Source organism: Pseudoalteromonas sp. S2721 (assembly GCF_005887425.1).
GTDB classification, from domain to species: domain Bacteria; phylum Pseudomonadota; class Gammaproteobacteria; order Enterobacterales; family Alteromonadaceae; genus Pseudoalteromonas; species Pseudoalteromonas simplex.
Genome location: NZ_PNCZ01000014.1, coordinates 22,679 through 47,021, shown reverse-complemented (window position 1 = coordinate 47,021; position 24,343 = coordinate 22,679). Strand labels below are relative to the sequence as shown.

Sequence of the window (24,343 nt, the reverse complement as noted above, 5' to 3'; positions counted from 1 at the left end):
GGCTTTTTTGTTATACCAATTCACTTAATTAAATATTATTGCGGATCGGTATTAATTAATAAGTTCAGCTGACACGATATCGTTAAGCGTTAAAAAGTGGTTAAGTACAGACTCTTCAAGTTCAAATACCTGCGCTATTTTTTCGCCACTTGCTGACATTCCTGTTTGCGCACCTGCAAACTCGATATGTAGGCCTAAACGTTTTAGGGTTTGGGTATCGTAACTATAAATAGCAGCATCACGTTTCTCGGTAATACCTGGCATCATCCCTATGATAGTAACCGCTTGTTCAACATTGATGATATCGAAAAATTGTCGCTCTGCAGTTTGCCATTTAGCTATATAACTAGCGACCTCGGGCGGCTGCTCCATGGGCACGTATAATGGCTGTAATGAGCCGCCATGCCAGCCAATAACGGCTTGTGCTTCAACGAGGACATGTGGACTTGCAGTAACAACATAATTGGCGCAAGACGATGCACAAAGCTCACGCACTACAACATTGAGTTGATATTCATGAACTAAGCCTCCGAAATGGAGACCTGCCATCACATCACCACCTTGGCTATTAATTATTAAGGTGTTGATTTGTTGATCGCTATTTACTAATAATTGTTCAAATTTTTCAACATTTTGCTTTGATGTTTTGCCGTGAAAATAAATAGTGCCCGGCGATACTTCACTAATTTCAGCAACGCTTTGCTGTGTTGTTTTACAACCAACCAGCAGCACGCTCAATAATAATAAAAAATGCATTAACAATGCCTTGAAGTTTTGTTTGTATACAGTGCGCAATTTAATAATATGTCATTAACGAACTGCAAAAATGGCATAGTACGTTTTTTTACTTGAGAAATAAATCCACATAATAGGAACAATTGTATGAATATTGGAATTTACATCTATGATGATGCCGAAGTGCTCGATTTCTCAGGTCCGTTTGAGGTGTTTAGTACGGCTAAGCGCCTAGCGAATAATGATTGGCAAGTGAGTTTAATTGCCGAAAATGATAGGCCTGTTCTTGCCCGCGGCGGTTATAGTGTAAACCCCCATTACAGCTTTGCTGACTGCCCTTTGCTTGATCTGCTTGTTGTGGTTGGGGGTGACCATACACGAGAGCTCGAAAAAGTAGAGGTTATTACTTGGTTAAAACACACAGTCACTAACACCAAGCGTGTTGCGAGTGTTTGTACGGGGGCGTTTTTGCTTGCTAAAACTGGGCTTTTAAGCGGTAAAAATGTCACGACTCATTGGCAAGATCAACCTGAGCTGGCTGCTATGTTTTCTGATCTCAACGTGATTGCAGAAACTCGTTGGGTCACCGACGGTAAGTTGATCAGCTCTGGGGGGATTTCTGCAGGCATTGATATGAGCCTAGCATTAGTCGCTGAGTTTATTAGTTACGAACACGCACTACTAACTGCTAAACAGATGGAATATCAATGGCAGACGTTATAATTGTTCAGCAATATAGTCGGTTATAAACTGTTTTAGACAGGCAGCCTTTTTACTCAGTAAACGTGCGCTTGGCCAGATAGCATAAATGTCGCGGTTTTCCCCTCGCCAGTGTGGCAGTACTTGAACTAACTGTTGAGATTTTAATTCATCTATAACCTCAAACCGAGGTAATAAAGCGATACCTTGCTCATCACAAACTAAGTATTTTACAAATCCGGTATCGTTAAACGTAGTAGCAAATCGGCACATGTGAGTATAAGTTGCATTCGTTTGTGTATTGGTTAGCTGCCATTTATTTCTCAACGTGGTACCAATTAACCTATGCTGTTTTAAATCAGTTGGCTCTTCTATGGCAGGTGCCGAATCAAGGTATGCTTTTGTGCTTACAAATAAGGTATCAACACGGCCTAACTTTTTTTGATGGAGCATAGAATCAGCCTGCGGCCCGACTCTTATTGCTATATCAGCTTGGCTTTTACTGAGATCTTCAAGTTGATTATTAAGCAGTAACTCAAGTTGAATATCAGGGTACTGTTTAGTAAATGCGAGCCACATCGGCTTTAAGAAGCCATGACTAATATTCAGAGGTGCTAAAACTTTAAGCTTTCCTGACAACTTTGCTTTTTGATCATTAAGCTGGCGGTGAGTTTGTTCAAATTGCTCAATCAATTCAACATAACTTTGAAAGTATACCTCCCCAGCTTGCGTTAACGTGCATTGCCTTGCTGAGCGAGTTAAAAGTTGCTCGCCTAGGCGTTGCTCAAGTCGTTGTAAGCGTCTCGACACTGTCGCGGTAGGTAACGACAAGCTCTCAGCCGCATTACTTAGGCCGCCCTGTTTTACAATCTGTATGAATAGAGCAATATCGTCAATCATGTTCTCATTTATGCAATCATAGTTTGTTTATCTTGCTATTTTTAGCATTTTTGCAATTAGATATCATGTCTTTTATTAAATCATTTAAGAGCATCTAATTATGAGTGTTAATGATATTTATGTGATAACTTTTGTAGGCATAGCGGCGACTTTGTTCATTGATCTTTATGCTTTTCTGCTGGCTAAAGTGTTTAAGATACCGTCATTAAACTTTTGTTTAGTTGGCCGTTGGGGCTTGGGTTTATTAGATGGAAAGTTTAAGCACCTGAATATAGCAACTAGTCCAGTTAAGCAGTTTGAGTGCGTGTTTGGCTGGTGTTTACACTACTTTATTGGTGTTTTATTTTCGTTTCTATTTATATTACTGGTCGGTCTTGCTTGGCTTGAACAGCCCACCTTAATTGCTGCATGTATATTTGGATTAGCTAGTGTATCTATGCCATTTTTTGTTATGCAGCCCGCTTTAGGGATGGGGATAATGGCTACGAAAACAGCAAACCCACTTCAAGCCCGCTTAAAAAGTACTGTAACTCACCTACTTTTTGGTGTCGGAATATATTTATCAGCTCAATTCATTCAATTTATTTAGGAGTATGTAATGGACGCAAAGCATTGGCATCAACGTTGGGAAAATAACGAAATTGGTTTTCATGAAGGAGACGTTAACCGTTATCTAGATCAGTTTTTTACTAACTTAAATTTGCAGCAAGGCGATACTGTTTTTGTACCACTTTGCGGAAAAACTCACGACATTCATTATTTGCTAGCGCAAGGTATGCGTGTTGTTGGGGCAGAACTTAGTGAGATAGCCATTAAGCAGTTATTTGATGAGTTAAAGCTAGAACCCGAAATTAGCCAACACGGCGAACTATTACGTTACCAAGGCGTAAATCTAACCGTTTGGGTAGGTGATATTTTTGCACTTACCGCGAATGAACTTGGCACTATCAACGCGGTTTATGACCGTGCTGCCTTAGTTGCGCTGCCAAAGCCCATGCGCATTCGCTATACCCAGCATTTACTTGAATTAACCAATAGAGCTAAACAATTAGTGGTGGTCTTTGAGTATCAGCAAAGTGAGTTTTCGGGTCCGCCGTTTAGTGTGGTCGCCGATGAACTACATCAGCACTACGATGCTTTTTATCAACTAACATTACTGTGCAAAGAACCTCTCGAAGGTGGCTTAAAAGGGCAAGTCCCGGCTATGAACGTAGCTTGGCATTTAAGTTAGTACCTACAAACTGGTGGTGTGTAAATTCACACCCTAGTTGTGCATTTTTGTGGCTGGTTATTGTACCTCTGTGCGTGCACTATAGTGATTACTGTATTTAAGGAGCACATTTATGCAAAAGCCACGCGTTTTATTTGTTTCACATGGCGGCGGTCCTATGCCATTACTAGGCGATCCAAGTCATGCCGATATGGTTACTTGTTTACAGTCTATTGCTGCAAAAATTCAAAAGCCGTCAGCTATTTTGATGGTGAGTGCGCACTGGGAAGCGAACCCAATTAGCATCACTTCGAGCGCTGCTCCTGAGCTAATTTATGATTACTATGGTTTTCCAGACCCTGCTTACAGTATTGAGTACCCAAGCCCTGGCGAACCAGCCCTTGCCGAAAAAGTACATCAAGCATTGGCAAAGGCTAATATCGATAGCACATTAAACCCATCTCGTGGCTTTGATCACGGTATGTATGTGCCTTTGAAGATTATGTATCCAGAAGCAGATATACCTTGTGTGCAATTGTCGTTACATCCAAGCCTTGAGCCAAACTTACACCTAGCGATAGGTGAGGCTTTACAACAGCTTGATTACGATAATTTATTGATCATTGGTTCTGGCTTTACTTTTCATAATATGCGCGCATTTTTCACCCCTGAAACAGCTGAAATTAAAGCGCAAAATATGGCTTTTGAGCAATGGTTAGTCGATGTCTGTGGCAATACTGAGCTGAGTGAACAGCAGCGACAAGCTAAGTTATTAGAATGGCAAATGGCCCCTGCGGCGCGTTTTAGCCATCCTCGTGAAGAGCACTTATTGCCGTTACATGTTTGCTATGGTGCGGCGATACGCCCTTGTAGTGATATCTACGAACTACGTATTGCCAATAAGCAAGCCAGTATGTTCTTGTGGGACGATTAAGTTTAAGTTCAACCCCCCAGATAACACGATAAAGGCTCAGATTTTATAAGCTTATTTTGGTACGCTAGGTAAGTTAAAACCTAGGAACAACAAAATGAACTTAATAAAAACATCAACCCTTGCGTTTGCTGTGGTTGCGGGTTTAGGTTTGCAGGCATGCTCAACGACAGAGCAAGCGAGCACCCAATCAGCAACAGTGAACGCAACGGCTAATCCGCTCTCGCTTGAACAAATTTATAAAGACAAAGACTTTAAAGCTGAGCGTAGCACCTATTTTACGTGGCTCGATGATGGTACTGGTTATACGGTACTTGAAGAGCGCGAAAGCGATAAAAACAACCAAGACGACAAAGCTGAAGACGATGAGCACGGCGTTAAAGGCAATGATATTGTGTTTTATAACGCCGATGGAACGGGACGTAAGGTACTTGTTAGCTACGAAAAATTAATTCCCAAAGGTGATAAAGAGCCACTCACCGTTGAAAGCTACCAATGGTCTAAAGATGGTAAATGGCTGATGGTTTTTACCAATGGCGAGCAAGTGTGGCGCTCACGTAGCCGTGGTGATTTTTGGCTTTTAAACCTCGAAACTGATTCGCTATATCAGTTAGGTGGCGAAAACATCGAAGCGAAAAAGCTGATGTTTGCTAAGTTCTCACCTGATAGCTCAAAAGTAGCTTACGTGCGTGATAACAATATCTACATGGAAAAAGTGGGTAGCAAGGCTGTGACTGCCTTAACCACTGATGGTAACGACACCATTGTTAATGGTAATTTTGACTGGGTATACGAAGAAGAATTTACTATTCGTGATGGTTTCCGCTGGAGTCCAGACAACAAATCAATTGCCTATTGGCAGCTTGATACCAGTGGCGTGAAATACTTCACCATGATCAATAACACCGATGATCTCTACCCTACCCTTAAAGAGTTTCCGTATCCAAAAGCCGGCGAGATGAACTCAGCGGTTAAAGTGGGTGTGGTTAGTCTTAATGACAAGAAAACCCGTTGGGCTGAACTAGGTGGTGATAATCGCGATCGTTATATTCCACGTATTAGCTGGGCAGGCACTGGTGAATCTTTGATGATCCAAGATCTTAACCGTCCGCAAAGCCACAACAAGGTTTGGTTATTCGACTGGCAAAAACAGCAGCTGACTAAAATTCTTGAAGATAAAGACGATGCCTTTATTGAATGGTTTTATAAAGCAAACTGGTCAAAAGACGGTAAGTTCTTTATTTGGCACAGTGAGCGTGATGGCTGGCGCCATTTGTACCGTGTATCTCGCGATGGTAAAACGATAGTCGATTTAACACCGGGCGAGTACGACATCATAGATATGTTAGCGCTCAACGAAGATAAAAACGTTATGTATTTTACTGCATCACCGGATGATCCTGGCCAGCGATATTTATTCCGTACCTCGCTTGATGGCAGCGCTAAACCGGTGCGCGTAACGCCTGCGTCATTTGATGGTTCAAACAGCTATTACATGTCTAAAGATACCTCTTGGGCAATGCATACCTTCTCTAAATTTGGCACCCCACCAATGAAAGAGATCATCAAAGTAAGCGATCACAGTAATGTGAAAACCTTAGTTGAGAACAAAGCATTAAAAGAGAAATTAGCGACTGAGCAGTTACCGACTCACGAGTTCTTTACGGTTAATGCGCGCGATGGTGTTGAGCTTGATGGCTACATCATGTTCCCAGCGAATATGGATAAAAGCAAAAAATACCCAATTGTTTTCTATGTTTATGGTGAGCCATGGGGCTCAACAGTACAAGACCGCTGGGAAGGTGACAGTTACTTATACAAGTCGTATTTAACTCAGCAAGGCTTTATTGTTGCCTCAGTTGATAACCGCGGCACGCGCGCACCAAAAGGCAGAGATTGGCGTAAGTCTATCTACAAAAAAATAGGCTCTATTACCGTACGAGACCAAGTTGACGCCCTTGACGCAATGGCAAAACGTTGGGATGTCATTGATACCGACCGTGTTGGTGTTTGGGGTCACTCAGGTGGCGGTAGTTCAACGCTTAATTTGTTATTCCGCCACGGTGATAGATATAAAGTGGGTATTGCCTCTGCCCCAGTGCCAGATATTCGCTTGTACGATACTATCTACCAAGAGCGCTATGCAGGTAACCCTAATACTGATCCTGAAAGTTACGACAACACGTCTCCGATCAGCTTTGCAAAAGACCTGCAAGGTAAGTTGCTACTGATCCACGGTACCGGAGATGATAACGTACACTACCAAGGTTCAGAGCGCTTAATTAACGAATTAGTTAAGCACAATAAACAGTTCGAGTTTTTCTCTTACCCGAACCGTTCTCACAGCCTACGAGAAGGTAAAGGCACCACCCTGCACTATCACACTATGATGGCTAACTTCTTCGAAAAGCATTTACTTAACAAGTAAATATGCTCTATAAAAAATACCGCAGCTTAGAGGTTAAGCTGCGGTTTTTTTATGCAAACTGTAAACCCCCGTTACAGAAAATAAGCATTTTAATCAGAATTCTGTTTCTTCTTAGCTAACTCTCTATTATTGTTATGATGTTCTGCAAGTTCATACCAAAATTTATCTAGCCCTTTTTTTGATTCTAAGGAAATATAAAATCGCTTGTTGCACCAACTGACTCGAGGATAGATGTGCTTAAATTGTTCAAGATCAAATTTAGCCCAATTATCAGCATGTCGAATATAAGGAATATCAGTTACCCAAAATCTTAAATCTCCAGAGCTGATTCTGATTATCGAAGAAATGATTTCCCCATACATTGTCCATAGTCTTCGATAACACCGACATATTTCACCTCTAGAATATTTTTGCTTATCTTTACTGTAAGCAACTAAGTACTCAAGATTAAAAATATCTAGAAATATAAACGTATAAGCAGAAAGAATGTCATTTGTTCCTTCAAACCCAGCTCTTAATTTTAATAACTTACGGTAATATTTAGGGTGAAACTCAGACTTCAGTGAACCAAGAAACTGACGAGCAGACTTCCAAGAGCCGTCAGTTTCTTTTGAGTTTTGGACGAAGGAGTCTAAATCAACTTCCACGTCAATAATTAAATCAGACAACTTCTCATTTAATACCCACGACTGCTTATATCGTTCGATAATCATTGTATTCTTTGTTTTTATAGCTTCTACCAGTATGGTTAACTCATATTGCCCTTTTGCCCCAGCAAATTTAGCAAGGCTATCTAAGCCCCATTTTAAGAGTGATTCATACATAATATGGCTCTTATCGTTCCATTTTGAAAATAGGTTTTAGCTCAATAAGCAGTATACAACTATGCACTAAAACGCGAGTTAAAGGGGTTATGTATTTATTACTATTTAAACGTAGCACTTATTAGGGGGAATGAACTTTAAAAAGAGTAATAAGAGTGCATTTATTCGTTTTTAATCATTTTGATATGGCTCAGTAATGACGAAAAACAAAGCTACAAATAGGCGTTAAACCAATTAACTAACTCTGTTTCTAGCTGCTTTTTATGGTTCATTAAAAACTTTATAATTTAAATGATGTTTACTTTTACATTTTTAAGTTAGTAACCGCTCAAGCCATTCAATCACAGCGTTATGTGCTGATGTTTCGAAGCGAGATTTTTCGGGAATGTAGTAACACAGTTTTGATTCAACTTCTTGGTTATTAAACGATGTTAGTAACCCTGCATCTAGGTAAGGTTGTACTAAGGTTTTTGAGCAAAACACTACACCTTTATTGGCGAGCACCTGATTTATACCAAACAGCTCTTGATCGAATGTTTTTACCTTGAAACATGAATCACTTAGGTTATTTACTTTTAGCCACTGCGTTAATGGTGGGGCTGGTAGGGCATTATTTTTCCATTGGCTGGTGTATAAAGTAACCTGTTTATCAAGCCAAGGGGCACTTTGTTGCGCGTTTGCCGCAAACATATCAAAGCGCTCATATTTGATGATATCTGCTTTGTTTACTTCCTCACTATTTCCTAGCCGAACAGGCAAGGTATGCAGTTGCTTATCTAAAGTTTCACTGGTTGATATATCGAGCTGTAAATGTGGTTTTTCGCTATTTAGCTCATCTAAAGCGGGTATTAACCTTAGGGCTGCTAGAGACGATGTTGTGGTGATGCGTACTTGATTATTTGCTTGGCTCAATTGTTCAATTGCCGTAAAAATAAGTTTAAAGCCGCTAGTTGTGTTTTGACTCAGGTACTCGCCTGATGGAGTTAAGGTAATCTTTCTCACTTCGCGATGAAATAAATCTGTATTCAAGCGGCTTTCTAGATTTGCAATGTGGTGCGATACCGCTGTAGGCGTAATCGCAAGCTCAGCGGCGGCTGCTTTAAAGCTACCTAATCGCGCAGCTGATTCAAAGGCTTTTAAAGCTTGTAATGATATATGCATAGTTGAACCCACCTAAATTTATAGATGAGTATAACTTACTTATAGTGAATAATAACTCGTTTGTTAAATAGCCTTCATTTATTGATGATACCAACACATTAACTAATGAGGTATTTACTTATGAGCACTCTATTACACATTGATGCTAGTGTACGTTCGGCTAAAAATGCAAACCCTAACCACGACTCAATCTCTAAAAATATTGCTAAGAAATTTGTAAATCACTTACAGCAAAATAATGCTATAGCTGAGTATATTTATCGTGACGTTGGAATGAATCCACCTTCATTTATTAATCAATCTTGGATTGGTGCTGTGTTTACGCCTGCCAATAAGTTAACGCTAGAGCAAAAAGAAGTACTGGCCGAATCAGATGAATTGATAAATGAGTTGGTTAAGGCTGATACCATCGTGATATCAACGCCTATGTATAACTATGGCATGCCTGCACAATTAAAAGCATGGTTTGATCAAATCGTTAGGATCAATAAAACGTTTGATTTTGACTTGCAGCGGGGAGATTTCCCTTTGCAACCCTTGTTAACTGGTAAACGTTTGCTGGTTATAACCTCAACGGGTGAGTTTGGCTTTGAGGCAGGTGGTATACGCGAGAGTATGAGCCATTTAGTGCCGCACATTAAAACCTTGAGTAAGTATTTAGGTGCTGAGCACATTGATGATATAGCCTGTGAGTATCAAGAATTTAACGACCAAAGACACCAACGCTCGTTGACAAATGCCTATGCTAAAGCAGAGCAATTAGCGCTGAGATACGCCAATTAATAAGCACAACAAAGCCGCAACAAGCGGCTTTATCTGTAATGGGGCTTTACACTTAAAATAGGGTTTGCCGTTATTCAACCGAAATGAATACCTCAACTTCGTCACTGTTTTTATAAAACTCATAGTCAGTTTTATATGCTCGAATGTGCGGGCACTGTTCATTACTAAAGTACTGCCAAACTTGACCCCAAACATCGATAACGGTTTGTGGCATTGCCCCTTTGCAGCTAAAGCGAAGGTAGTTACCTGTGGCGAGTGTCGTTTGTTCTATCTCTGATGACGTGACTTGCAGATCAGTACACGCAAACACATCAAACTCCCCTGTGACATCAGATTCATAATGAGTGTACACGCCATAAACTTGGCTCGATGGGGTTAATTTGGGCGCTATGTCTGTATAAAACTGCTGCCATAAGCCAGCGATTTTGGCACCTTCACCACTCATTTCATTCATATTACAGGTGCGAACTTTGAGGCCAAATAAGATCGTAGGGTTGTCTATATTGATTTTCGTTACTTGCTGATCCATTGCATTTATCCTTGTTAGTTTGTTCCCGGTAAAATACCAGAGCATGTGTACTTTAACCTAACCTTTTTAATTATTTATTTTAAAAAGACTATATTTTGTCAACGGACTTTACAGCTTAAAAAACAGTCATGGCATCCTTATCTGCATCAGGTTAAGATGGGTAAAATAACAACAAAATCAGCGGGTGTTTAATGAATAAAATCAATGCGCTTATCTACTTTTTAGCCTTTAGTAGTGGCTTTTGTATTATGGGAATTGAGCTGTTAGGCGGGCGAATTTTAGCGCCATATTTTGGTAGTAGTGTGCATATATGGGGCAGTATTATCACCGTCTTTATGTTGAGCTTATCTATCGGCTATTTACTTGGCGGCAAGCTCTCTACTCGCAATCCTTCGTTAACTAAATATGGACTCATTTTCTTTGTAGCAAGCATTATGGTGGTGCCAATTGTATTGTTTGCTGAGCCAATTATGACCTTTATTTTCACCCATATTGAAGACAGTCGTTACGGCTCGTTATTGGCATCAACGGCGTTGTTTTTTATTCCTACAACAATACTCGGCATGATCTCACCTTACTCAGTGCGATTATTGGTTACCGATCATGAAAAAAGTGGCCAGGTTGCCGGTGGTTTGTATTTTGTGAGCACCCTAGGAAGCGCCCTTGGCACGATTATTACCTCTTTTTATATGGTGCTAGCGTTTGATGTTAACGACATCATTAAAACCTTTGCAGCGGTATTAGGCGCGCTTGGTTTGCTTGCTATTGCAGTTAGTCAAATAAAAACGAAGGAGCGTACTGTATGTTTAGAGTCTTAATGGTTTGTTTACTCATGACATTACCTTTTAGCAGCTTAGCCGAAGTAATACATAAAGAGCGCTCGCTTTATCGCAATATTTTAGTGGAGAAGACTGGCGATTTACTGTGTTTAAAATTCAACGAAAAAACCCGTAAAAGTACGCAAAGCTGTATGTATGAGAGTAAGCCTAAAAAGCTGGTGTTTAATTACACCAAAATGACGTTCGCAAGCTTACTATTTATTGATAACCCTCAAAATGTACTGATCATAGGTTTAGGGGGAGGTTCACTCTCTAATACCATTCATGAGCTTTACCCGAGTGCTCATATCGAAAATGTCGAAATTGATCCTGCGGTGATAAAAGTTGCCCGCGATTATTTTAACTTTATAGAAACCGATAACGTAACGTCTAAGGTGCAAGATGGGCGTATTTTCATTAAGCGCGCCGCACTTAAAAAACAAAAGTACGATTGGATTATTCTTGATGCCTTTAATGGCGATTATATCCCTGAACATCTACTCACTAAGGAATTTTTTGCAGAAGTAAAAAGTGTTTTAGCTGATGGCGGAATTGTCGCTGCAAATACCTTTTCATCAAGCAAGTTATACCAGCATGAGTCGGCAACTTACTTCGATGTGTTTGGTGACTTTGTGAATGTTGTGACCGATGAAAACTCTAATCGTATTATTTTAGCTGGCTTCGAGACTATGCCTAGCCAGCAACAGTTAACTGAGCGCGCCAACAAGCTAGCAAGTAAGTTAAGCCCTTACGACGTTGATTTGCAGTTACTCAGCGAGCATTTGTTTTATACTAAGGGTAATCAAGATTGGCCAGCGGATACCAAGGTGCTCACTGACCAATATTCACCAGCGAACTTGTTAAATTATCAATGATCAAATACGCCTTAATTGCATTTCTTTTCATTACGAGCTCTGCTGCTAAGGCAGAGCGTCTTTCGAGCCCTCCTTTAGCTGCCAGCCAGCAGCAATTGTCTAAACTACTGAATCAATACAAAGGGCAAGTCGTGTTACTCGATTTCTGGGCGTCTTGGTGCAGCCCGTGTCGACGGTCGTTTCCTTGGTTTATAGCCATGCAGAGCAAGTATCAACAGCAAGGGCTTAAAGTGATTGCTGTAAACATTGATGTTGAGCGTAGTGATGCCGATGCTTTTTTAACTGAGTTTGCAGTGAACTTTAATATTATTTACGACCCAGACGCTGTTATTGGCAAGCAATATCAACTCAAAGGGATGCCGAGCAGCTTTTTAATCGATAAAGAAGGCATAGTACGGTTCCAACACACAGGTTTTGTTGCTGATAAATTAGACCTCTATGAAAGTCATATCAAAGAGTTAATCGCTAAATAGTGTTATCTAGCAGATAACTTTTGCAGTTGTTCGCTTTTATCGAACAAAGCTATCTATTTTATTAATTGCACTAATATTTACTTAGCATGCTAACTACACTAAAATACTTAGCATGCTAAGTAAATGGAGCGCATCATGTCTTCCACTCCCCCTTTTCACGAAACTCTTGATTTAACATTATGCGGCAGTATGGGCCGTGTGCATCGTTTATGTCGCGATGCTGTCACTTTGGCGGTTGAGCCTTTGGGGCTTACTCAATCTCGCTGGACCGCGATGATGCACCTGTTTCATCTAAACCAAGGTTGTACACAACAAGAGTTAGCAAATAGCTTAGGCATTGAAATGCCTTCACTAACTCGTACGATTAAGCAGCTTGAGCAACAAGAGATTATTGCTCGCAAAGCTGACGCTGAAGATAAACGCAGTAAACGTCTGTACTTCACTGAGCAAGGTCTACAATTGTTAGACACATTGCAGGTGATTATTGCCGATGTGAAACAGCATCTTTATGCCGACTTAACCACTGAGCAACTCGATACCATGGCGCATGGTTTAATTCAGATGGAACAGAATGCTCGTCAGTGTATCCGCCATTATTCAGGAGATAAGTAACGTTATGACACCAGATCAAAAATTTGCCCGTTACGTAAAAATCTCTTTAGCGGGTTTTATTGTTTTATTTTTATATTTTGTGATTGCCGATTTGTATATGCCTGTCACACCGCAGGCCCGTGTGTATCATCCGGTTGTACAAGTGACCCCGCAGGTAAGTGGTCGCGTGACTGACGTACTTGTCACCAATAATCAAGCTGTCGAAAAACAGCAAGCTTTGTTTAAGATTAACGACGAGCCTTTTGAGCTTGCCGTGCAACAAGCTGAACTTGCATATGATGATGCAAAACTACAAAACCAACGTTTAGATAGCAGTGTGAAGGCAATAGAAGCACAGCTTGCAGCTGCTCAAGCTAAGCTGCATGAGCAAACATTACTGTTTGAACGCGGTGAGTCGCTATTGAAAAAGCGCTCTATTTCAGAGCAAGAGTACGAAACAATTAATGCGAACTATCAATCAAGCAAAGCGAATGTAGCTGCAATTGAAGCCCAGCTTAGCGAGGCTAAATTAGCGCGCGGTAAAATAGGGGATGACAATTTAGCGCTTCGTCATGCTCAAAACCAGCTTGAACAAGCGAAACTAAACCTGTCGTACACCACAGTGACAGCCGATACCGACGGTAAAACAGCAAACTTACAGGTAACACCGGGTACTTATGCTAATAAGGGCCAACCGTTAATGGCGATAGTTGCTAATAAAGCTGATTTAGTGGCTGATTTTCGTGAAAAGTCTTTAGTTCACGTGCAAATTGGTAGTACTGCAAAAGTCAGCTTTGATGCGCTACCGGGCAAAGTGTTTACAGGCAAAATTATTAGTTTTGAAGCCGGTGTGAGTGATGGTCAGCTTAACGCGAACGGTTTACTCAGTGCGACTGAAAGCAGCAACCGTTGGGTCCGAGATGCACAGCGCCAACGTATCCATATTCAACTAGATGAGCACCAGATGCTGGCTAAATTTCCAAGTGGTGCGCGTGCAACTGTACAACTTCTGCCTGACTCTAACATCGGTAGCTGGTTTGCAAGTATGCAAATTCGCTTCATTAGTGTTCTGCACTTCATTTACTAAGGCTGGGTGAGTTATGTCAGTATTGCAACTCGATGGTAACGGCTTACGCCAAGCGCTACGCATTGCTACGGGCTCAGCACTAGGGTTTACACTGGCAAAATTGATGAACTGGCCTAATGGCATCTTTTTTACTGTTTACCCTATGCTATTGCTCGGCTTAGTGCCTGTGCTTAACATGCATATTATTCGTCAGTTTTATGCAGGCGCGGTGTTCAGTGCGCTGTTCGTATTGGTTGTACAAGGTTTGTTTTCACACCTGCCTGTTGTTATGACAATGATGTGCTTTATCGCATTTGCTTTTTTGTTTTATCAAATGAGCCGTGGCGCTAATTTTTTATTTGGCGCCACAACGGTGGTGAGTTTGTCTATTCAATTGCACTTTTCGACCTACACTGGCAGTGGAGTGAGTATTTATCCGTTGATCATTAGTAACGCTGTTGCCGTTGTGGTCACAGTGGTGTTCTCGATGCTAATGCATGGTTTATTTCCTGATGTAGCACCACGCCAAGGTCGGGTAATGCCAGAAAAAGCAAAAGAAAGTGTGCGTCATGAAGTATTACTTTGCTCAACTGTAGCTACCTTGTCATTCGTTGTTTTTCAGGTCTTTGATTTACAAGATTCAATCTCTGCTCAAGCGGCCTCGGTACTGATATTGTTTTCGTTGTGCTGGAAAGCGGCAGGTATGGCGGCATGGCAACGTGCTATAGGCACCTTAATTGGTTGTAACTTAGCGTTAGTGGCACAGTTATTTTTGTATAACCATACCGATATTTTAATATTTCCTGCGTTAATTCTGTGGATTTTGACCTTTATCTTTAGTCGTTATCACATAATTGGTGGCGGTATTCCGGGTGTTGGTTTTGGTATTATCACCACATTTGGTATTTTGTTTGGCCAGTCATTAGGGCCGGGGCAAGATCTGGTTTACAGCGCGCTGTATCGTTTTTCGTCGGTATCTGTGGCAATACTATTGAGCTTGTGTGCGGTGTATATAATGCATCACCTCTTAAATCGCTTTGAAATGACAAGGCATCACACGTTTGAGTAAAGATTAAAAAAGGGAGTTAATCAGAACTCCCTTTTTTATTGTTATTTGATTCGAAAATGGTCGGTAAAGACTTTAATAAATCATCTTGTTTTTTTACGACACTCTGTACGCAGGTTTTTGAGGCGACATCTGCAACCCAAGCGCCCCATTGTGAACTACCTGGTTCTTCACCTGGAGTTGCCCACCATCTGGCTTTATAAAGAATTTCGTTGTAACAGGTTTCACTACCTTGCGGATACGCGTTACCAGCTTGCCATGAATCTACAGCAAAACTCGACATAGGCAAAGCTGACAGCGTTATCATTGCTGCAGCAACAATGCGTGATTTCTGGCCCATACGCGGCTCCTTCATTAATGGTGAGATTGTATGACTATTATAGACGCGGCAGGATTAACCATCAATTAACTTTGTTAACAAGTTACACTTCTTTACAGTTCTGCTTATTTTTGACACGATCTTCTGATGTTAAAGTTAGAATTTTACATTTTTTCTTAATACTTTTGTTTGTCCTCTTTTCGTTTTAGAGTCCATGCGTTTTCTCTGAGAGCTTTTGCTTGGTTTTGTCGCTCTTCGCGCCTTTTGTACTTGAGTGGCATTAAGGATTAATTCTTTCAAACGATTAAGCGCATCCTCTTTGTTCATCTCTTGCGTGCGATGACTTTGCGACTTAATAACAATAACGCCCTCTTTGGTAATTCGAGAATCATTCAAATTAAGTAAACGTTGTTTGTAAAAGTCAGGTAACTTTGAGCGTTTAATATCAAAGCGAAGGTGAATAGCTGTGGCCACTTTGTTGACATTCTGCCCGCCCGCGCCTTGCGAGCGGATCGCACTAAAGTCGAGTTCCCATTCATCAATTGTGACGGTATTAGAAATAATTAACATCAGGTTCAGTTAGCTATGGTAAAAAAGGTATTGTAACATTTGTAATTGGCTAAACATAATAGCTCGACTATTTGCGCCGGTTGCTAACCATTTTGAAAGAAAGGAGATCACGATGAAAGCACTACTTATTTCTATGAGTCTACTTGCGATGAGTTTTTCTAGCTTCGCAGAAGATATTTCTGAAAATCAGCTACAGCGTTACATTAAAGCCCTTCCTGCAGTCGTTAATTGGTCACAAAGCCAATCTGAGTTAGATACTGTAAACCTTGGTGGTATGCTAGGTAGTTCTGATGGTGTTGATAGTTCGGCAGTGATGTCTGCATTAGGTCACATCAAAGAGCATGAGCTTTATACTGAGTTTGCAGCCCTTACCAAACAATATGGTTTCACACCAGAGCAGTTAGTCACGGTTGGCTCAGAAGTATCAATGGCGTATTTAGAAAATCTTAAAGCGGGTATGTCTGAAGAGAACAAGCAGCGTGTAAACCAAGCAATGAGTGGTTTACAAAGCCTTACAGCATCATCATCTGATGCGGGTACTCGCTCAATGGCTGGTGCTTTAGAAGGTATTAAAGCAAGTACTGCAACAGCAGATGTTAGCGAAAGTAACGTTAACTTAGTTAAGCAGTATATGCCGCAGTTAAAAGAATTGTTCGCAATGTTGCAGTAACTGCAAAACGAAAAGAAAGCGGCTAGGTAGCCGCTTTTTTTATGCTTACTCGAATACCACAGCGTTTTTTAGATGCAGCTTTTGTTCTTCAGTTGGTAAAAATCCAGTTTGTACAAACTCGCTAAGGCTTGGATGACGTTCAAAGTATAAAATATCAAGGGCGAAACGATTCATGCCGTACAAGCCCCGATGGATCATGTTTGCCGAAAATATGAGTAAGTCACCTTTTTTGAGTGCCACACTTTTACCACGAACGAGTGAGTCACTATTTCGAGCGCCCTGCTGTTCTAATCTAACTGTTAACTCTTCATCTGAATCCCAGTTTTTATGACTACCCGGTATTAGTTCTATTCCTGGTTCATCTTCAAAAGCAACGCGGCAATGTAGTACTTCAGGGCCGTTAAGAGCTACTTTTTGCGCATCAAGCTCTAAGTGATACTGCATATCTCGATGCCAATAGTTAGCTTGTTTGGGATTGTATGGGTTAAAGAATAGTTGAGTATTCATAAACTGAGGACCAGCAACAATACCTTTAACCTGTTTCAATAGTGTGTTGGCGCTGACAAACTTAAAAAGAGTAAACTTTTCCTCAGCACTTAAACATGCAGCGCCAGTCAAACCTGAGCTATTAATACCTCTAGATTGATAAAAAGATTGGTTTTCTTGCAACCAATGTTGATGAAATTTATCGATAATTGGCCTTACTTTACTAAGCTCACTCTCTGTGTAAAGCCCCTTTACATGGTAGTAGCCGTTTTCAGCAAAAAAGTTATTTTTCATTTTCTACCTTGCTAAAATTGCACGCATTTTACTATTAAGCTCAGGCAATACTTGTTGCTCAAACCACGGATTTTTCTTTAGCCAGATATTATTGCGAGGGCTTGGGTGAGGAAGTGGCAAGTAATTTGGCCAATATTCACGCCACGATTTTACTAACTCAGTTAAGGGCAGCTGCTTAGTGTGGGGTAAATGATATGCCTGCGCGTATTTACCTAAGATAATGGTGAGCTCAATATTATTTAGTTGCGCTAAGAGCTTTTCACGCCATGCAATCGCGCACTCTTTTCTTGGCGGTAAATCACCTGATTTTCCTTTGCCCGGGTAACAAAAGCCCATCGGCAAGATAGCAAAATTGTGGTCATCGTAAAAATCATCACTCGTAACACCAAGCCAAGAGCGAAGCCTTTGCCCGCTTGCATCATTAAAAGGTTTGCCACTTTCATGCACTTTAATCCCCGGCGCTTGACCGGCAATTAAAATACGAGCCTGTGGATTAAACTGAATAACGGGCCGCGCTCCGAGTGGTAAATGAGGTTCGCAGATCACGCATTTACTAACTTGTTCTAATAATGATTGAGTACTCATGAGTTAGTAAAAATATGATCTATGCTTGTTTTGACCAAACTGCTAACTCGTTACCACTTGGCTCTATGAAATGAAACCGACAGCCTCCAGGAAAATCAAACAAGGGCTTAATAATTGTTCCACCATGTTTTTCTACCTGCGCTTGCGTCTCTTTAATATTATTTGAATAAAGCACCAGTAGAGCGCCGCCATTATTGGTTAAGCTAGCTAATGGGGCTTGATAAAACCCGCCATCAAGCCCCGCAGATTCAGCGCTAAAGGCCGTGTATTCAGGGCCATAGTCGGTAAATTGCCATTTAAAAACCTGATGAAAAAATGCTTTTGTTGCGGCTAAATCTTTAGCAGCAAATTCAACATAATTTAGGCTATGGTGGTTCGACATGGTGAGCTCCTAATTTAAACTACTCTCAAGCGCCATCGCGCAGTGAAGAGCAGTACTATCAAGTAATGGAATCGATGTATCTGCTTGTTGAACTAATAAGGTTATTTCGGTGCAACCAAGAATAATGGCTTCAGCACCTTGCTGAGTTAGATTATCAATAATTGCTAGATACTCAGCTTTAGATTCTTCCTTGATAACGCCTTTACATAGTTCATCATAAATCACACGATGCACTGTTTCACGCCCCTGTGCATCAGGGATTAACACGTCTATGGCGAATTTATCTGCTAGGCGTTGCTTGTAAAAGTCTTGTTCCATAGTGAATTGGGTGCCCAACAAAGCCACTTTTTTAAAGCTATGCTGGATCAGGTTTTCTCCAACTGCATCTGCAATGTGTAATAAAGGAATTGTAACAGCAGCTTGTACTTGCTCAGCTAGTTTATGCATCGTGTTGGTACAAATTAATAAATAATCCGCGCCCGCGGCTTCAACTTGCTTAGCGGCCTTAATGAGTATCTCGGCCATCTGTGGCCAATCTTGTTGCTGTTGAAGCATAGCTATTTCGGCAAAATCGAGGCTAACGAGTACTATCTTGGCACTATGCAGCCCCCCAAGTTTGTTTTTAATGCCTTGATTTAAAAGCTGGTAGTAACTTTGTGTAGACTCCCAACTCATGCCACCGATTAAGCCTATTGTTTTCATTGCAGCTCCCTTTTATTTACTTAACACCATATGATATTGCACAGAACAAAGCTAGCAGATCATTATTTTACTAACAGATCGACTTAGTTGGTTCAGTTTCACTATTTAATACGTGCATGCAAATGATAACTACTATCTTTTCTGTTTGTCGGCGATATAATACGGGGTTTTCTTCTCGTGTTATTTTTTAAGGGATTATCATGCATTCTCAATCATTAGATGCAGTGACTACCAATCGCCCTAAAAATACAGCTAAAAAGCGCTCTGTGAGCCTATCTTATCGTGTTGCTGTGTTTTTGCGTTTCGTTGTAGCCATCATTGGTGGTTACGCCTTTACCAGTGTGCTTATTTCATTACTAGCTGTGTTATTACCACTTAATAAACTCGACAGCGTGCTGTTAACCACGACTCTATCGGTATTTTTTTACTGTTGTGTGTTTATTTGGGTGTTTGCAGTTAAGTCTTTAAAGACTGTTTGGATCACTATTTTACTAACAACTGGTGGGCAATTGCTGGCCCTTTCATTGATTAAGGATTGGTTATGAAAGAGAGCTTTTTCCGCTCAATGACTTGGCTTCATACCTGGGTTGGCTTGCTGGTATGCTGGTTACTGTTCTTAATCTTTTTTGCTGGCACCATCAGCTTTTTTAAAGATGAAATCACTATTTGGGCTAAACCCGAAACACACAATGTGCAGCATCAAGCACAACGGGTTCAGTCTCAAGCCGAGCAAATTAATTATGTGTTTGCGCAATTACAGCAACAGGCACCTAATTCATTATCTTGGCGGATAAACTTACCTGAGCCACGTAACCCTGTTTTAAGCTATGGGTTTGCTGAGCCTAAACAGCCAGGCCAGCGCCGAGCACCTTTCAACTATACACATCTAGATCCTAATACCTTAGAGCAATTACCCGAACCTCGTGAAACTAAGGGGGGTAACTTTTTCTATCGCTTACACTTTGATTTACATTACATAGATGTATTTACTGCACGGATAATTGTTTGTTTAGCCTCATTATTTATGTTGGTAGCGCTTATAACAGGCATCGTGATCCACAAACGTATTTTTAAAGATATGTTTAGCTTTAGAGCAAACAAAGGCAGCCGAAGCTGGCTCGATGCACACAATGTTTCGTCAGTGCTGGCATTACCATTTCATATCATGATCACCTACACGGGTATTATTACACTGATTTTTATGCTGTTCCCCTACCCTGCCGAGACTGTATATGAAAATGGCTTAAGGCAAATGTTTGATGAGGCATTGCCTATTAATAAACGTGCAAAGCCCAGTGAAGAGCAGCGCCCTATGGTGGCAATCAAAGATGTGTTAGATCAGATTTATACTAAGTCACCGAATGCCGACATTAGCTATGTGTTTGTAAGAAATGCCAATACAGCGACCTCACAAATCGTGGTTTATTTGGCAACCGGCAAAGAGGTTGTAGATAACGGACCACGCTACTTATTCAATGGTGTAACGGGCGAGCTTGAAGCGAGTTCTGGCGAAGATTGGAGCGCTTCGGCGCAGTTTTATGACTCAATGACGGCATTACATAGTGGTCGCTTAGCGGAGCCTTTACTGCGTTGGTTATATTTTTTCTGTGGCGTAGCTGGCTGTGCCATGATCGCTACAGGCTGCATTATGTGGGCAAAACGCTTACGCGAGAGGCTCAAAGCAGAGCAAAAACCAAGCTTTGGTTTAAAGCTTGTTGAAAGTCTTAATTTAATAACTTTAATGGGCTTACCGCTAGCAACTTCAGCGTTCTTCATTGCTAATCGTTTATTGCCTTTAGAGTTAGCTGGGCGTGCCGATAAAGAAATACTCGTGTTTTTCTTAACTTGGCTTGCGGTGGCGCTTTCGGCTGTGAGCAGTATAGAAAAACGCCACTGGCGCTATAATGCATGGCTCAATGCAATAGCTTGCTTTCTCGTGCCCGTGGTAAATGCACTGACAACAGATGGTAATTGGATCACGTATTTACTAACTAATCAATGGGCCTTATTCGGTGTTGATAGTGCGTTTATTTGTGCTGGCGTGTTGTTTTTACTACAAAGCAAAAAAATAGCTAGTCACAAAGCTGTTATTAACAAGGCAAAACCAAGTAAAAATAGGGTGTTAAAGGAGCAACAAGGATGATGGAGTTACTGCAATTTAGTCTCTGCTTTTTAGGGTTTAATTGTTTTGCGCTGGCAAAATTCAATCATTTTCGTGATGTATTTAAAAAGAAATTAACCGAAAAACAACGAAATAGCTTTTTAGCCAGTGGCTGGATCAGTATTTTACTAAGTTTGGTACTTTGTGTGCTGTCAGATGCTGGGTACGGCGCATTGCTGTTTTGCGGTTATATGGCTTTAAGTGTACTTATACTCATGATTTTATACAGTTTTACTGTTTCATGGGTGAAGCATGTCAGCGTATTAACTATGTCTGTTTTGCTGTTGAGTGGCTTTTCGGTGATGATTTTTTAGTTTAGTTAGTAAAAAACTGATCTGAGATCAATTTGCAATAATGCTTAATTAAATAATAAAAAAATGGGTAGGCAATGCCTACCCAAGCAGGGGATTAAATTGGGGGATCACATGTTGCTTCAATTTAACGACGCTAAGTTTGCCTAACATCCATTACAGTTGTGTTGCACATTCGTGATAGTTTAAAGACAGTTGTAAAGGCCCTTTACAAGCTCTCATGGTCAACATAAATAAGTTCGTCTGTTTTAAAACCATATTCTTTTGCTGTGTTTATAAAGTCCTGCATTTGCTGTTCTGTAACGTTAGGAGTGCGCGACAAAAACCATAAATACTCTTTGTTATAGCCAGTAATATAAGCGTATTGGTAGTCTTGCTTATCTAATTCAAACACTACATATGAGCTATAGAATGGTCCAAAAAATGAGACTTCTAAGTGACCTATGTCTTGTTGCTCTGCAAACTTTGCTTTACCTTCAGCTTGCTGCCATTCTTTATCTTCTGCGCTGTAACCTTTATTGATAACTTTTACACTGCCATCAGGGTTAATTGAGTATTCGGCGGTAATGCCCTCAAGGCCGCGTTCAAATGAATGATCTAAACGTGCAATTTCGTACCAGGTTCCTGTGTATTTGTTTAACTCAAAATTATCGACAGGTTTGATGTTGTCTGGCACGCCTGTACACGCAGATAAAATGGCTGTGATACATAAAACCCCGATTAACTTTAATGATGTTTGCACGTTTTTACTCCCTTTAAAAATTAAACAAATTAATACGTTAATAGCACTAATTTAGTTCAATTACGGTAAACTATTAATGTCTAAAATTAAAGATTGAGAACAGCATGAAGATTTGGGTTGATGCAGACGCCTGCCCCGTCGTTATTAAAGAAATATTGTTTCGTGCCGCAGAGCGCACGCAGACCTTTACCACATTAGTGGCGAACCATGCGATGCGAGTGCCACCCTCAAAGTTTATTAGCCGTTTGCAGGTATCTTCGGGGTTTGATATTGCCGATAACGAAATCGTTAAACGTATTGAGCCGAATGATTTGGTGATCACCGGTGATATTCCTTTGGCTGCTGAAGTTATCGAAAAAGGTGCCCAAGCGCTTAATCCGCGCGGTGAATTATATACGACCGAAAATATTCGCTCACGTTTAAACGTTCGTGATTTTATGGAAACTATGCGCTCAAGTGGCGTTGAAATGGCCGGTGGCCCACCGCCTTTAAGCCAAACAGACCGCCAAAACTTTGCAAATAACTTAGACAGAATCCTCGCTAAAAAGTCATGAGTATCGATAATAGTGCGCCACTGCAAGGTTTTGGTGATGAAGCCTTTAAAGTCGCTGTTTATTTAGAAAAGCGCCCGCCGATGCCTGCTTGGCAACAGCTTAAGCATTTGCATGCAATACAACCCGGCCAAATAAACGAAATAAACCAAGCATGTGGCAATGGTTGGCGCAAAGTTTTTAATGTGTATGGCAAAGTACTTTTTGCACTACCAAGTGAATATTATGATTTCGCTAAAAAAGCAGCTGATTGGCAGAGCTTTCGCGATGAACAACTACTGCAAGCACATAGCCAAACTGCATTACTGTTTAGCCCACCGATATTAGGCAAACCAGAGCAATTACATATAATTGCAGGGCGAACCCATGCTAAGCAGCTTATAAATGACGGGCTTTTGCATTGCCAATTAACTTGGCTTGATGATGAATTTGCTATTAGTAAATCAGATAAAGTGATTGTTTGCCCCTATTTTGATTACCGCCAGTTGAGCAACATTAAAATTGCACGACTTAGCCAGCTAGTTGCAGATATTTTTTCTTAGTTTCTGGTTTATTGCGTTATTGAGTTAGCAAACTAAGCTTTAAATACTGTAGAGCTTAATAGGAGTTTAGATGAAAACTCTGATCGAATTGTTAAAGTGTGAAAAATGGAGCTAAACCGATGTTTAAGCATTTACCAATAGTGAGTTTGTTTACAGCTAGCTCTGTTATGGCAAGTGCTGAACAATTGACTTTATATACTGAAGTGTTCCCACCCTATAATTTTGTGGAGCACAATCAGCTCACTGGTATTAACACCAAAATCATGGAATCTTTGTGCGAAAGAGCCAAGTTGAGCTGTACGTTTAGTGTATTGCCTTGGAAGCGCGCAATGTCACTAACCCTTGCCCAACCGAATGCAGGAATTTATTCTACTTCACGTACCGCAAAGCGAGAAACTCAATTTTACTGGGTTGGCCCTTTGGTATCTGGGCATTCATGTTTCTATCGCTTAAATGATCGAAACGACATTAAAGTAACGAGTACACAGTCGTTGCAAAACTACACCATTGGCGTATCTCGTGGTGATGTATATCAAACCGTTCTTGCTGATTTTAACCTGACTGAAGGCCAGCAATTTTTAACTTACTCAAAAAAGTTTGAAGAGCTAAAAATGTTTAAGCAAGGTAAGCATGATTTACTGATTGGCTCCTCTCTCACTCTTTCATCACAGTTGATGAATGTAGGTATGAGCCCAGACCAAGTCACACCGGTATTTGAGTTAAAGCACCCTGCTTTAGTGGGTAATTATTTAGCACTTAACAAAAACACATCGCCGGAGGTAGTTACTAAGCTGCAACACGCCCTCGATACCATGAAGCAAGAAAACCTGATTGACCCTTTTGTTGATCAGTTTGTCGAAGAGGATAGGCACTCTCACGGCGAAGCATCCAAAGTATCAGAGCAGTGCTTAAATGGCTCTGCCATTTATTAAATTGGAG

31 protein-coding genes are annotated in these 24,343 nt (G+C 40.8%); 19 read left to right on the top strand and 12 right to left on the bottom strand.

Going from position 1 to position 24,343, the window contains the following annotated elements:
- Positions 1-51 precede the first annotated feature (51 nt).
- Positions 52-756, bottom strand: coding sequence for a hypothetical protein (locus tag CWC02_RS06810; protein WP_138617225.1), 705 nt, complete (start codon positions 754-756; stop codon positions 52-54).
- A gap of 126 nt (positions 757-882) precedes the next feature.
- Between CWC02_RS06810 and CWC02_RS06805 the strand changes: the two genes are divergently transcribed.
- Entirely contained in the window at positions 883-1,458 is a 576-nt protein-coding gene (locus CWC02_RS06805) for a DJ-1/PfpI family protein (protein WP_138617223.1), read from the top strand.
- Here the strand turns inward: CWC02_RS06805 and CWC02_RS06800 are convergent.
- Positions 1,453-2,334 (bottom strand): LysR family transcriptional regulator, encoded by an 882-nt coding sequence (locus CWC02_RS06800; RefSeq protein ID WP_138617221.1) that lies wholly within the window; start codon positions 2,332-2,334, stop codon positions 1,453-1,455. The genes CWC02_RS06805 and CWC02_RS06800 overlap by 6 nt on opposite strands.
- Positions 2,335-2,434: 100 nt before the next feature.
- Here CWC02_RS06800 and CWC02_RS06795 point away from each other — a divergent pair, with 100 nt between their 5' ends.
- The 4 genes from CWC02_RS06795 to CWC02_RS06780 all read left to right on the top strand — a co-directional run bounded on the left by CWC02_RS06795 (position 2,435) and on the right by CWC02_RS06780 (position 6,903).
- Positions 2,435-2,923 carry a DUF2938 domain-containing protein gene (locus CWC02_RS06795; protein ID WP_138617219.1) on the top strand — a complete coding sequence of 163 codons (489 nt, stop codon included), beginning with the start codon at positions 2,435-2,437 and terminating at the stop codon, positions 2,921-2,923.
- A gap of 9 nt (positions 2,924-2,932) precedes the next feature.
- A complete protein-coding gene (gene tmpT / locus CWC02_RS06790) occupies positions 2,933-3,565 on the top strand; it encodes a thiopurine S-methyltransferase (protein ID WP_138617217.1) in 633 nt (210 codons plus the stop codon).
- A gap of 112 nt (positions 3,566-3,677) precedes the next feature.
- Entirely contained in the window at positions 3,678-4,478 is an 801-nt protein-coding gene (locus CWC02_RS06785) for a DODA-type extradiol aromatic ring-opening family dioxygenase (protein WP_138599766.1), read from the top strand.
- Positions 4,479-4,572: 94 nt separating this feature from the next.
- Entirely contained in the window at positions 4,573-6,903 is a 2,331-nt protein-coding gene (locus tag CWC02_RS06780) for a S9 family peptidase (RefSeq protein WP_138617215.1), read from the top strand.
- Between the two features lie 89 nt (positions 6,904-6,992).
- On the opposite strand, the gene CWC02_RS06775 is transcribed toward CWC02_RS06780, so the two are convergent.
- Together CWC02_RS06775 and CWC02_RS06770 are read right to left on the bottom strand one after the other, a co-directional pair.
- Complete coding sequence (locus tag CWC02_RS06775) at positions 6,993-7,727, bottom strand: hypothetical protein (RefSeq protein ID WP_138617213.1); 735 nt, start codon at positions 7,725-7,727, stop codon at positions 6,993-6,995.
- A 312-nt stretch (positions 7,728-8,039) separates the two neighbouring features.
- Positions 8,040-8,888, bottom strand: coding sequence for a LysR family transcriptional regulator (locus CWC02_RS06770; RefSeq protein WP_138617211.1), 849 nt, complete (start codon positions 8,886-8,888; stop codon positions 8,040-8,042).
- 120 nt (positions 8,889-9,008) lie between these two features.
- On the opposite strand from CWC02_RS06770, the gene CWC02_RS06765 reads away from it, so the two are divergent.
- Positions 9,009-9,671 (top strand): FMN-dependent NADH-azoreductase, encoded by a 663-nt coding sequence (locus tag CWC02_RS06765; protein ID WP_138617209.1) that lies wholly within the window; start codon positions 9,009-9,011, stop codon positions 9,669-9,671.
- 70 nt (positions 9,672-9,741) lie between these two features.
- Here CWC02_RS06765 and CWC02_RS06760 read toward each other — a convergent pair whose 3' ends face one another.
- Positions 9,742-10,200: a GyrI-like domain-containing protein gene (locus tag CWC02_RS06760; protein WP_138617206.1), complete on the bottom strand. Its 459-nt coding sequence runs from the start codon at positions 10,198-10,200 to the stop codon at positions 9,742-9,744.
- A 191-nt stretch (positions 10,201-10,391) separates the two neighbouring features.
- Between CWC02_RS06760 and CWC02_RS06755 the strand changes: the two genes are divergently transcribed.
- The 6 genes from CWC02_RS06755 (at position 10,392) to CWC02_RS06730 (ending at position 15,092) form a co-directional block, all read left to right on the top strand.
- A complete protein-coding gene (locus CWC02_RS06755; RefSeq protein WP_138617204.1) occupies positions 10,392-11,018 on the top strand; it encodes a fused MFS/spermidine synthase in 627 nt (208 codons plus the stop codon).
- On the top strand, positions 11,003-11,893 hold the full coding sequence (locus CWC02_RS06750) for a spermidine synthase (RefSeq protein ID WP_138617202.1): 891 nt from the start codon (positions 11,003-11,005) through the stop codon (positions 11,891-11,893). The genes CWC02_RS06755 and CWC02_RS06750 overlap by 16 nt, the downstream gene beginning before the upstream one ends.
- Entirely contained in the window at positions 11,890-12,366 is a 477-nt protein-coding gene (locus tag CWC02_RS06745) for a TlpA disulfide reductase family protein (protein ID WP_082389267.1), read from the top strand. The genes CWC02_RS06750 and CWC02_RS06745 overlap by 4 nt, the downstream gene beginning before the upstream one ends.
- A gap of 135 nt (positions 12,367-12,501) precedes the next feature.
- The gene (locus CWC02_RS06740) at positions 12,502-12,978 is read left to right on the top strand and encodes a MarR family winged helix-turn-helix transcriptional regulator (protein ID WP_054553355.1); all 477 of its coding nucleotides are present in this window, start codon (positions 12,502-12,504) and stop codon (positions 12,976-12,978) included.
- 4 nt (positions 12,979-12,982) lie between these two features.
- Positions 12,983-14,044, top strand: a complete 1,062-nt coding sequence (locus CWC02_RS06735; RefSeq protein ID WP_138617200.1) for an HlyD family secretion protein — start codon at positions 12,983-12,985, stop codon at positions 14,042-14,044.
- Between the two features lie 13 nt (positions 14,045-14,057).
- A complete protein-coding gene (locus tag CWC02_RS06730) occupies positions 14,058-15,092 on the top strand; it encodes a DUF2955 domain-containing protein (RefSeq protein WP_138617198.1) in 1,035 nt (344 codons plus the stop codon).
- Positions 15,093-15,108: 16 nt separating this feature from the next.
- On the opposite strand, the gene CWC02_RS06725 is transcribed toward CWC02_RS06730, so the two are convergent.
- Positions 15,109-15,429 carry a hypothetical protein gene (locus CWC02_RS06725; RefSeq protein ID WP_138617196.1) on the bottom strand — a complete coding sequence of 107 codons (321 nt, stop codon included), beginning with the start codon at positions 15,427-15,429 and terminating at the stop codon, positions 15,109-15,111.
- A 135-nt stretch (positions 15,430-15,564) separates the two neighbouring features.
- Entirely contained in the window at positions 15,565-15,978 is a 414-nt protein-coding gene (gene arfB, locus CWC02_RS06720; protein WP_138617194.1) for an alternative ribosome rescue aminoacyl-tRNA hydrolase ArfB, read from the bottom strand.
- Between the two features lie 112 nt (positions 15,979-16,090).
- Between arfB and CWC02_RS06715 the strand changes: the two genes are divergently transcribed.
- Entirely contained in the window at positions 16,091-16,648 is a 558-nt protein-coding gene (locus CWC02_RS06715) for a short-chain dehydrogenase (RefSeq protein ID WP_138617192.1), read from the top strand.
- A gap of 45 nt (positions 16,649-16,693) precedes the next feature.
- On the opposite strand, the gene CWC02_RS06710 is transcribed toward CWC02_RS06715, so the two are convergent.
- From CWC02_RS06710 to CWC02_RS06695, 4 genes are read right to left on the bottom strand one after another with little or no spacing between them, the layout of a single operon-like run.
- On the bottom strand, positions 16,694-17,428 hold the full coding sequence (locus CWC02_RS06710) for a phytanoyl-CoA dioxygenase family protein (protein WP_138617190.1): 735 nt from the start codon (positions 17,426-17,428) through the stop codon (positions 16,694-16,696).
- A gap of 3 nt (positions 17,429-17,431) precedes the next feature.
- Positions 17,432-18,013 (bottom strand): uracil-DNA glycosylase family protein, encoded by a 582-nt coding sequence (locus CWC02_RS06705; RefSeq protein WP_138617188.1) that lies wholly within the window; start codon positions 18,011-18,013, stop codon positions 17,432-17,434.
- 19 nt (positions 18,014-18,032) lie between these two features.
- On the bottom strand, positions 18,033-18,395 hold the full coding sequence (locus CWC02_RS06700) for a VOC family protein (protein ID WP_138617186.1): 363 nt from the start codon (positions 18,393-18,395) through the stop codon (positions 18,033-18,035).
- Between the two features lie 9 nt (positions 18,396-18,404).
- Positions 18,405-19,097, bottom strand: a complete 693-nt coding sequence (locus CWC02_RS06695; protein ID WP_138617184.1) for an aspartate/glutamate racemase family protein — start codon at positions 19,095-19,097, stop codon at positions 18,405-18,407.
- Between the two features lie 200 nt (positions 19,098-19,297).
- On the opposite strand from CWC02_RS06695, the gene CWC02_RS06690 reads away from it, so the two are divergent.
- Genes CWC02_RS06690 through CWC02_RS06680 form a run of 3 tightly spaced genes read left to right on the top strand, consistent with a single transcriptional unit; the run spans position 19,298 to position 21,572 of the window.
- The gene (locus CWC02_RS06690) at positions 19,298-19,642 is read left to right on the top strand and encodes a hypothetical protein (RefSeq protein ID WP_249364081.1); all 345 of its coding nucleotides are present in this window, start codon (positions 19,298-19,300) and stop codon (positions 19,640-19,642) included.
- Positions 19,639-21,240 carry a PepSY-associated TM helix domain-containing protein gene (locus CWC02_RS06685; RefSeq protein ID WP_138617182.1) on the top strand — a complete coding sequence of 534 codons (1,602 nt, stop codon included), beginning with the start codon at positions 19,639-19,641 and terminating at the stop codon, positions 21,238-21,240. Before CWC02_RS06690 ends, CWC02_RS06685 begins: the two co-directional genes overlap by 4 nt.
- Complete coding sequence (locus CWC02_RS06680) at positions 21,237-21,572, top strand: DUF3325 domain-containing protein (RefSeq protein ID WP_138617180.1); 336 nt, start codon at positions 21,237-21,239, stop codon at positions 21,570-21,572. The genes CWC02_RS06685 and CWC02_RS06680 overlap by 4 nt, the downstream gene beginning before the upstream one ends.
- A 205-nt stretch (positions 21,573-21,777) precedes the next feature.
- On the opposite strand, the gene CWC02_RS06675 is transcribed toward CWC02_RS06680, so the two are convergent.
- On the bottom strand, positions 21,778-22,311 hold the full coding sequence (locus tag CWC02_RS06675; protein ID WP_055198908.1) for a lipocalin family protein: 534 nt from the start codon (positions 22,309-22,311) through the stop codon (positions 21,778-21,780).
- A gap of 104 nt (positions 22,312-22,415) precedes the next feature.
- On the opposite strand from CWC02_RS06675, the gene CWC02_RS06670 reads away from it, so the two are divergent.
- The 3 genes from CWC02_RS06670 to CWC02_RS06660 all read left to right on the top strand — a co-directional run bounded on the left by CWC02_RS06670 (position 22,416) and on the right by CWC02_RS06660 (position 24,336).
- Positions 22,416-22,865, top strand: a complete 450-nt coding sequence (locus CWC02_RS06670; protein WP_054553368.1) for a YaiI/YqxD family protein — start codon at positions 22,416-22,418, stop codon at positions 22,863-22,865.
- Positions 22,862-23,404 carry a DUF6942 family protein gene (locus CWC02_RS06665; RefSeq protein ID WP_138617178.1) on the top strand — a complete coding sequence of 181 codons (543 nt, stop codon included), beginning with the start codon at positions 22,862-22,864 and terminating at the stop codon, positions 23,402-23,404. The genes CWC02_RS06670 and CWC02_RS06665 overlap by 4 nt, the downstream gene beginning before the upstream one ends.
- A 119-nt stretch (positions 23,405-23,523) precedes the next feature.
- Positions 23,524-24,336 carry a substrate-binding periplasmic protein gene (locus tag CWC02_RS06660; protein ID WP_138617176.1) on the top strand — a complete coding sequence of 271 codons (813 nt, stop codon included), beginning with the start codon at positions 23,524-23,526 and terminating at the stop codon, positions 24,334-24,336.
- Positions 24,337-24,343 lie beyond the last annotated feature (7 nt).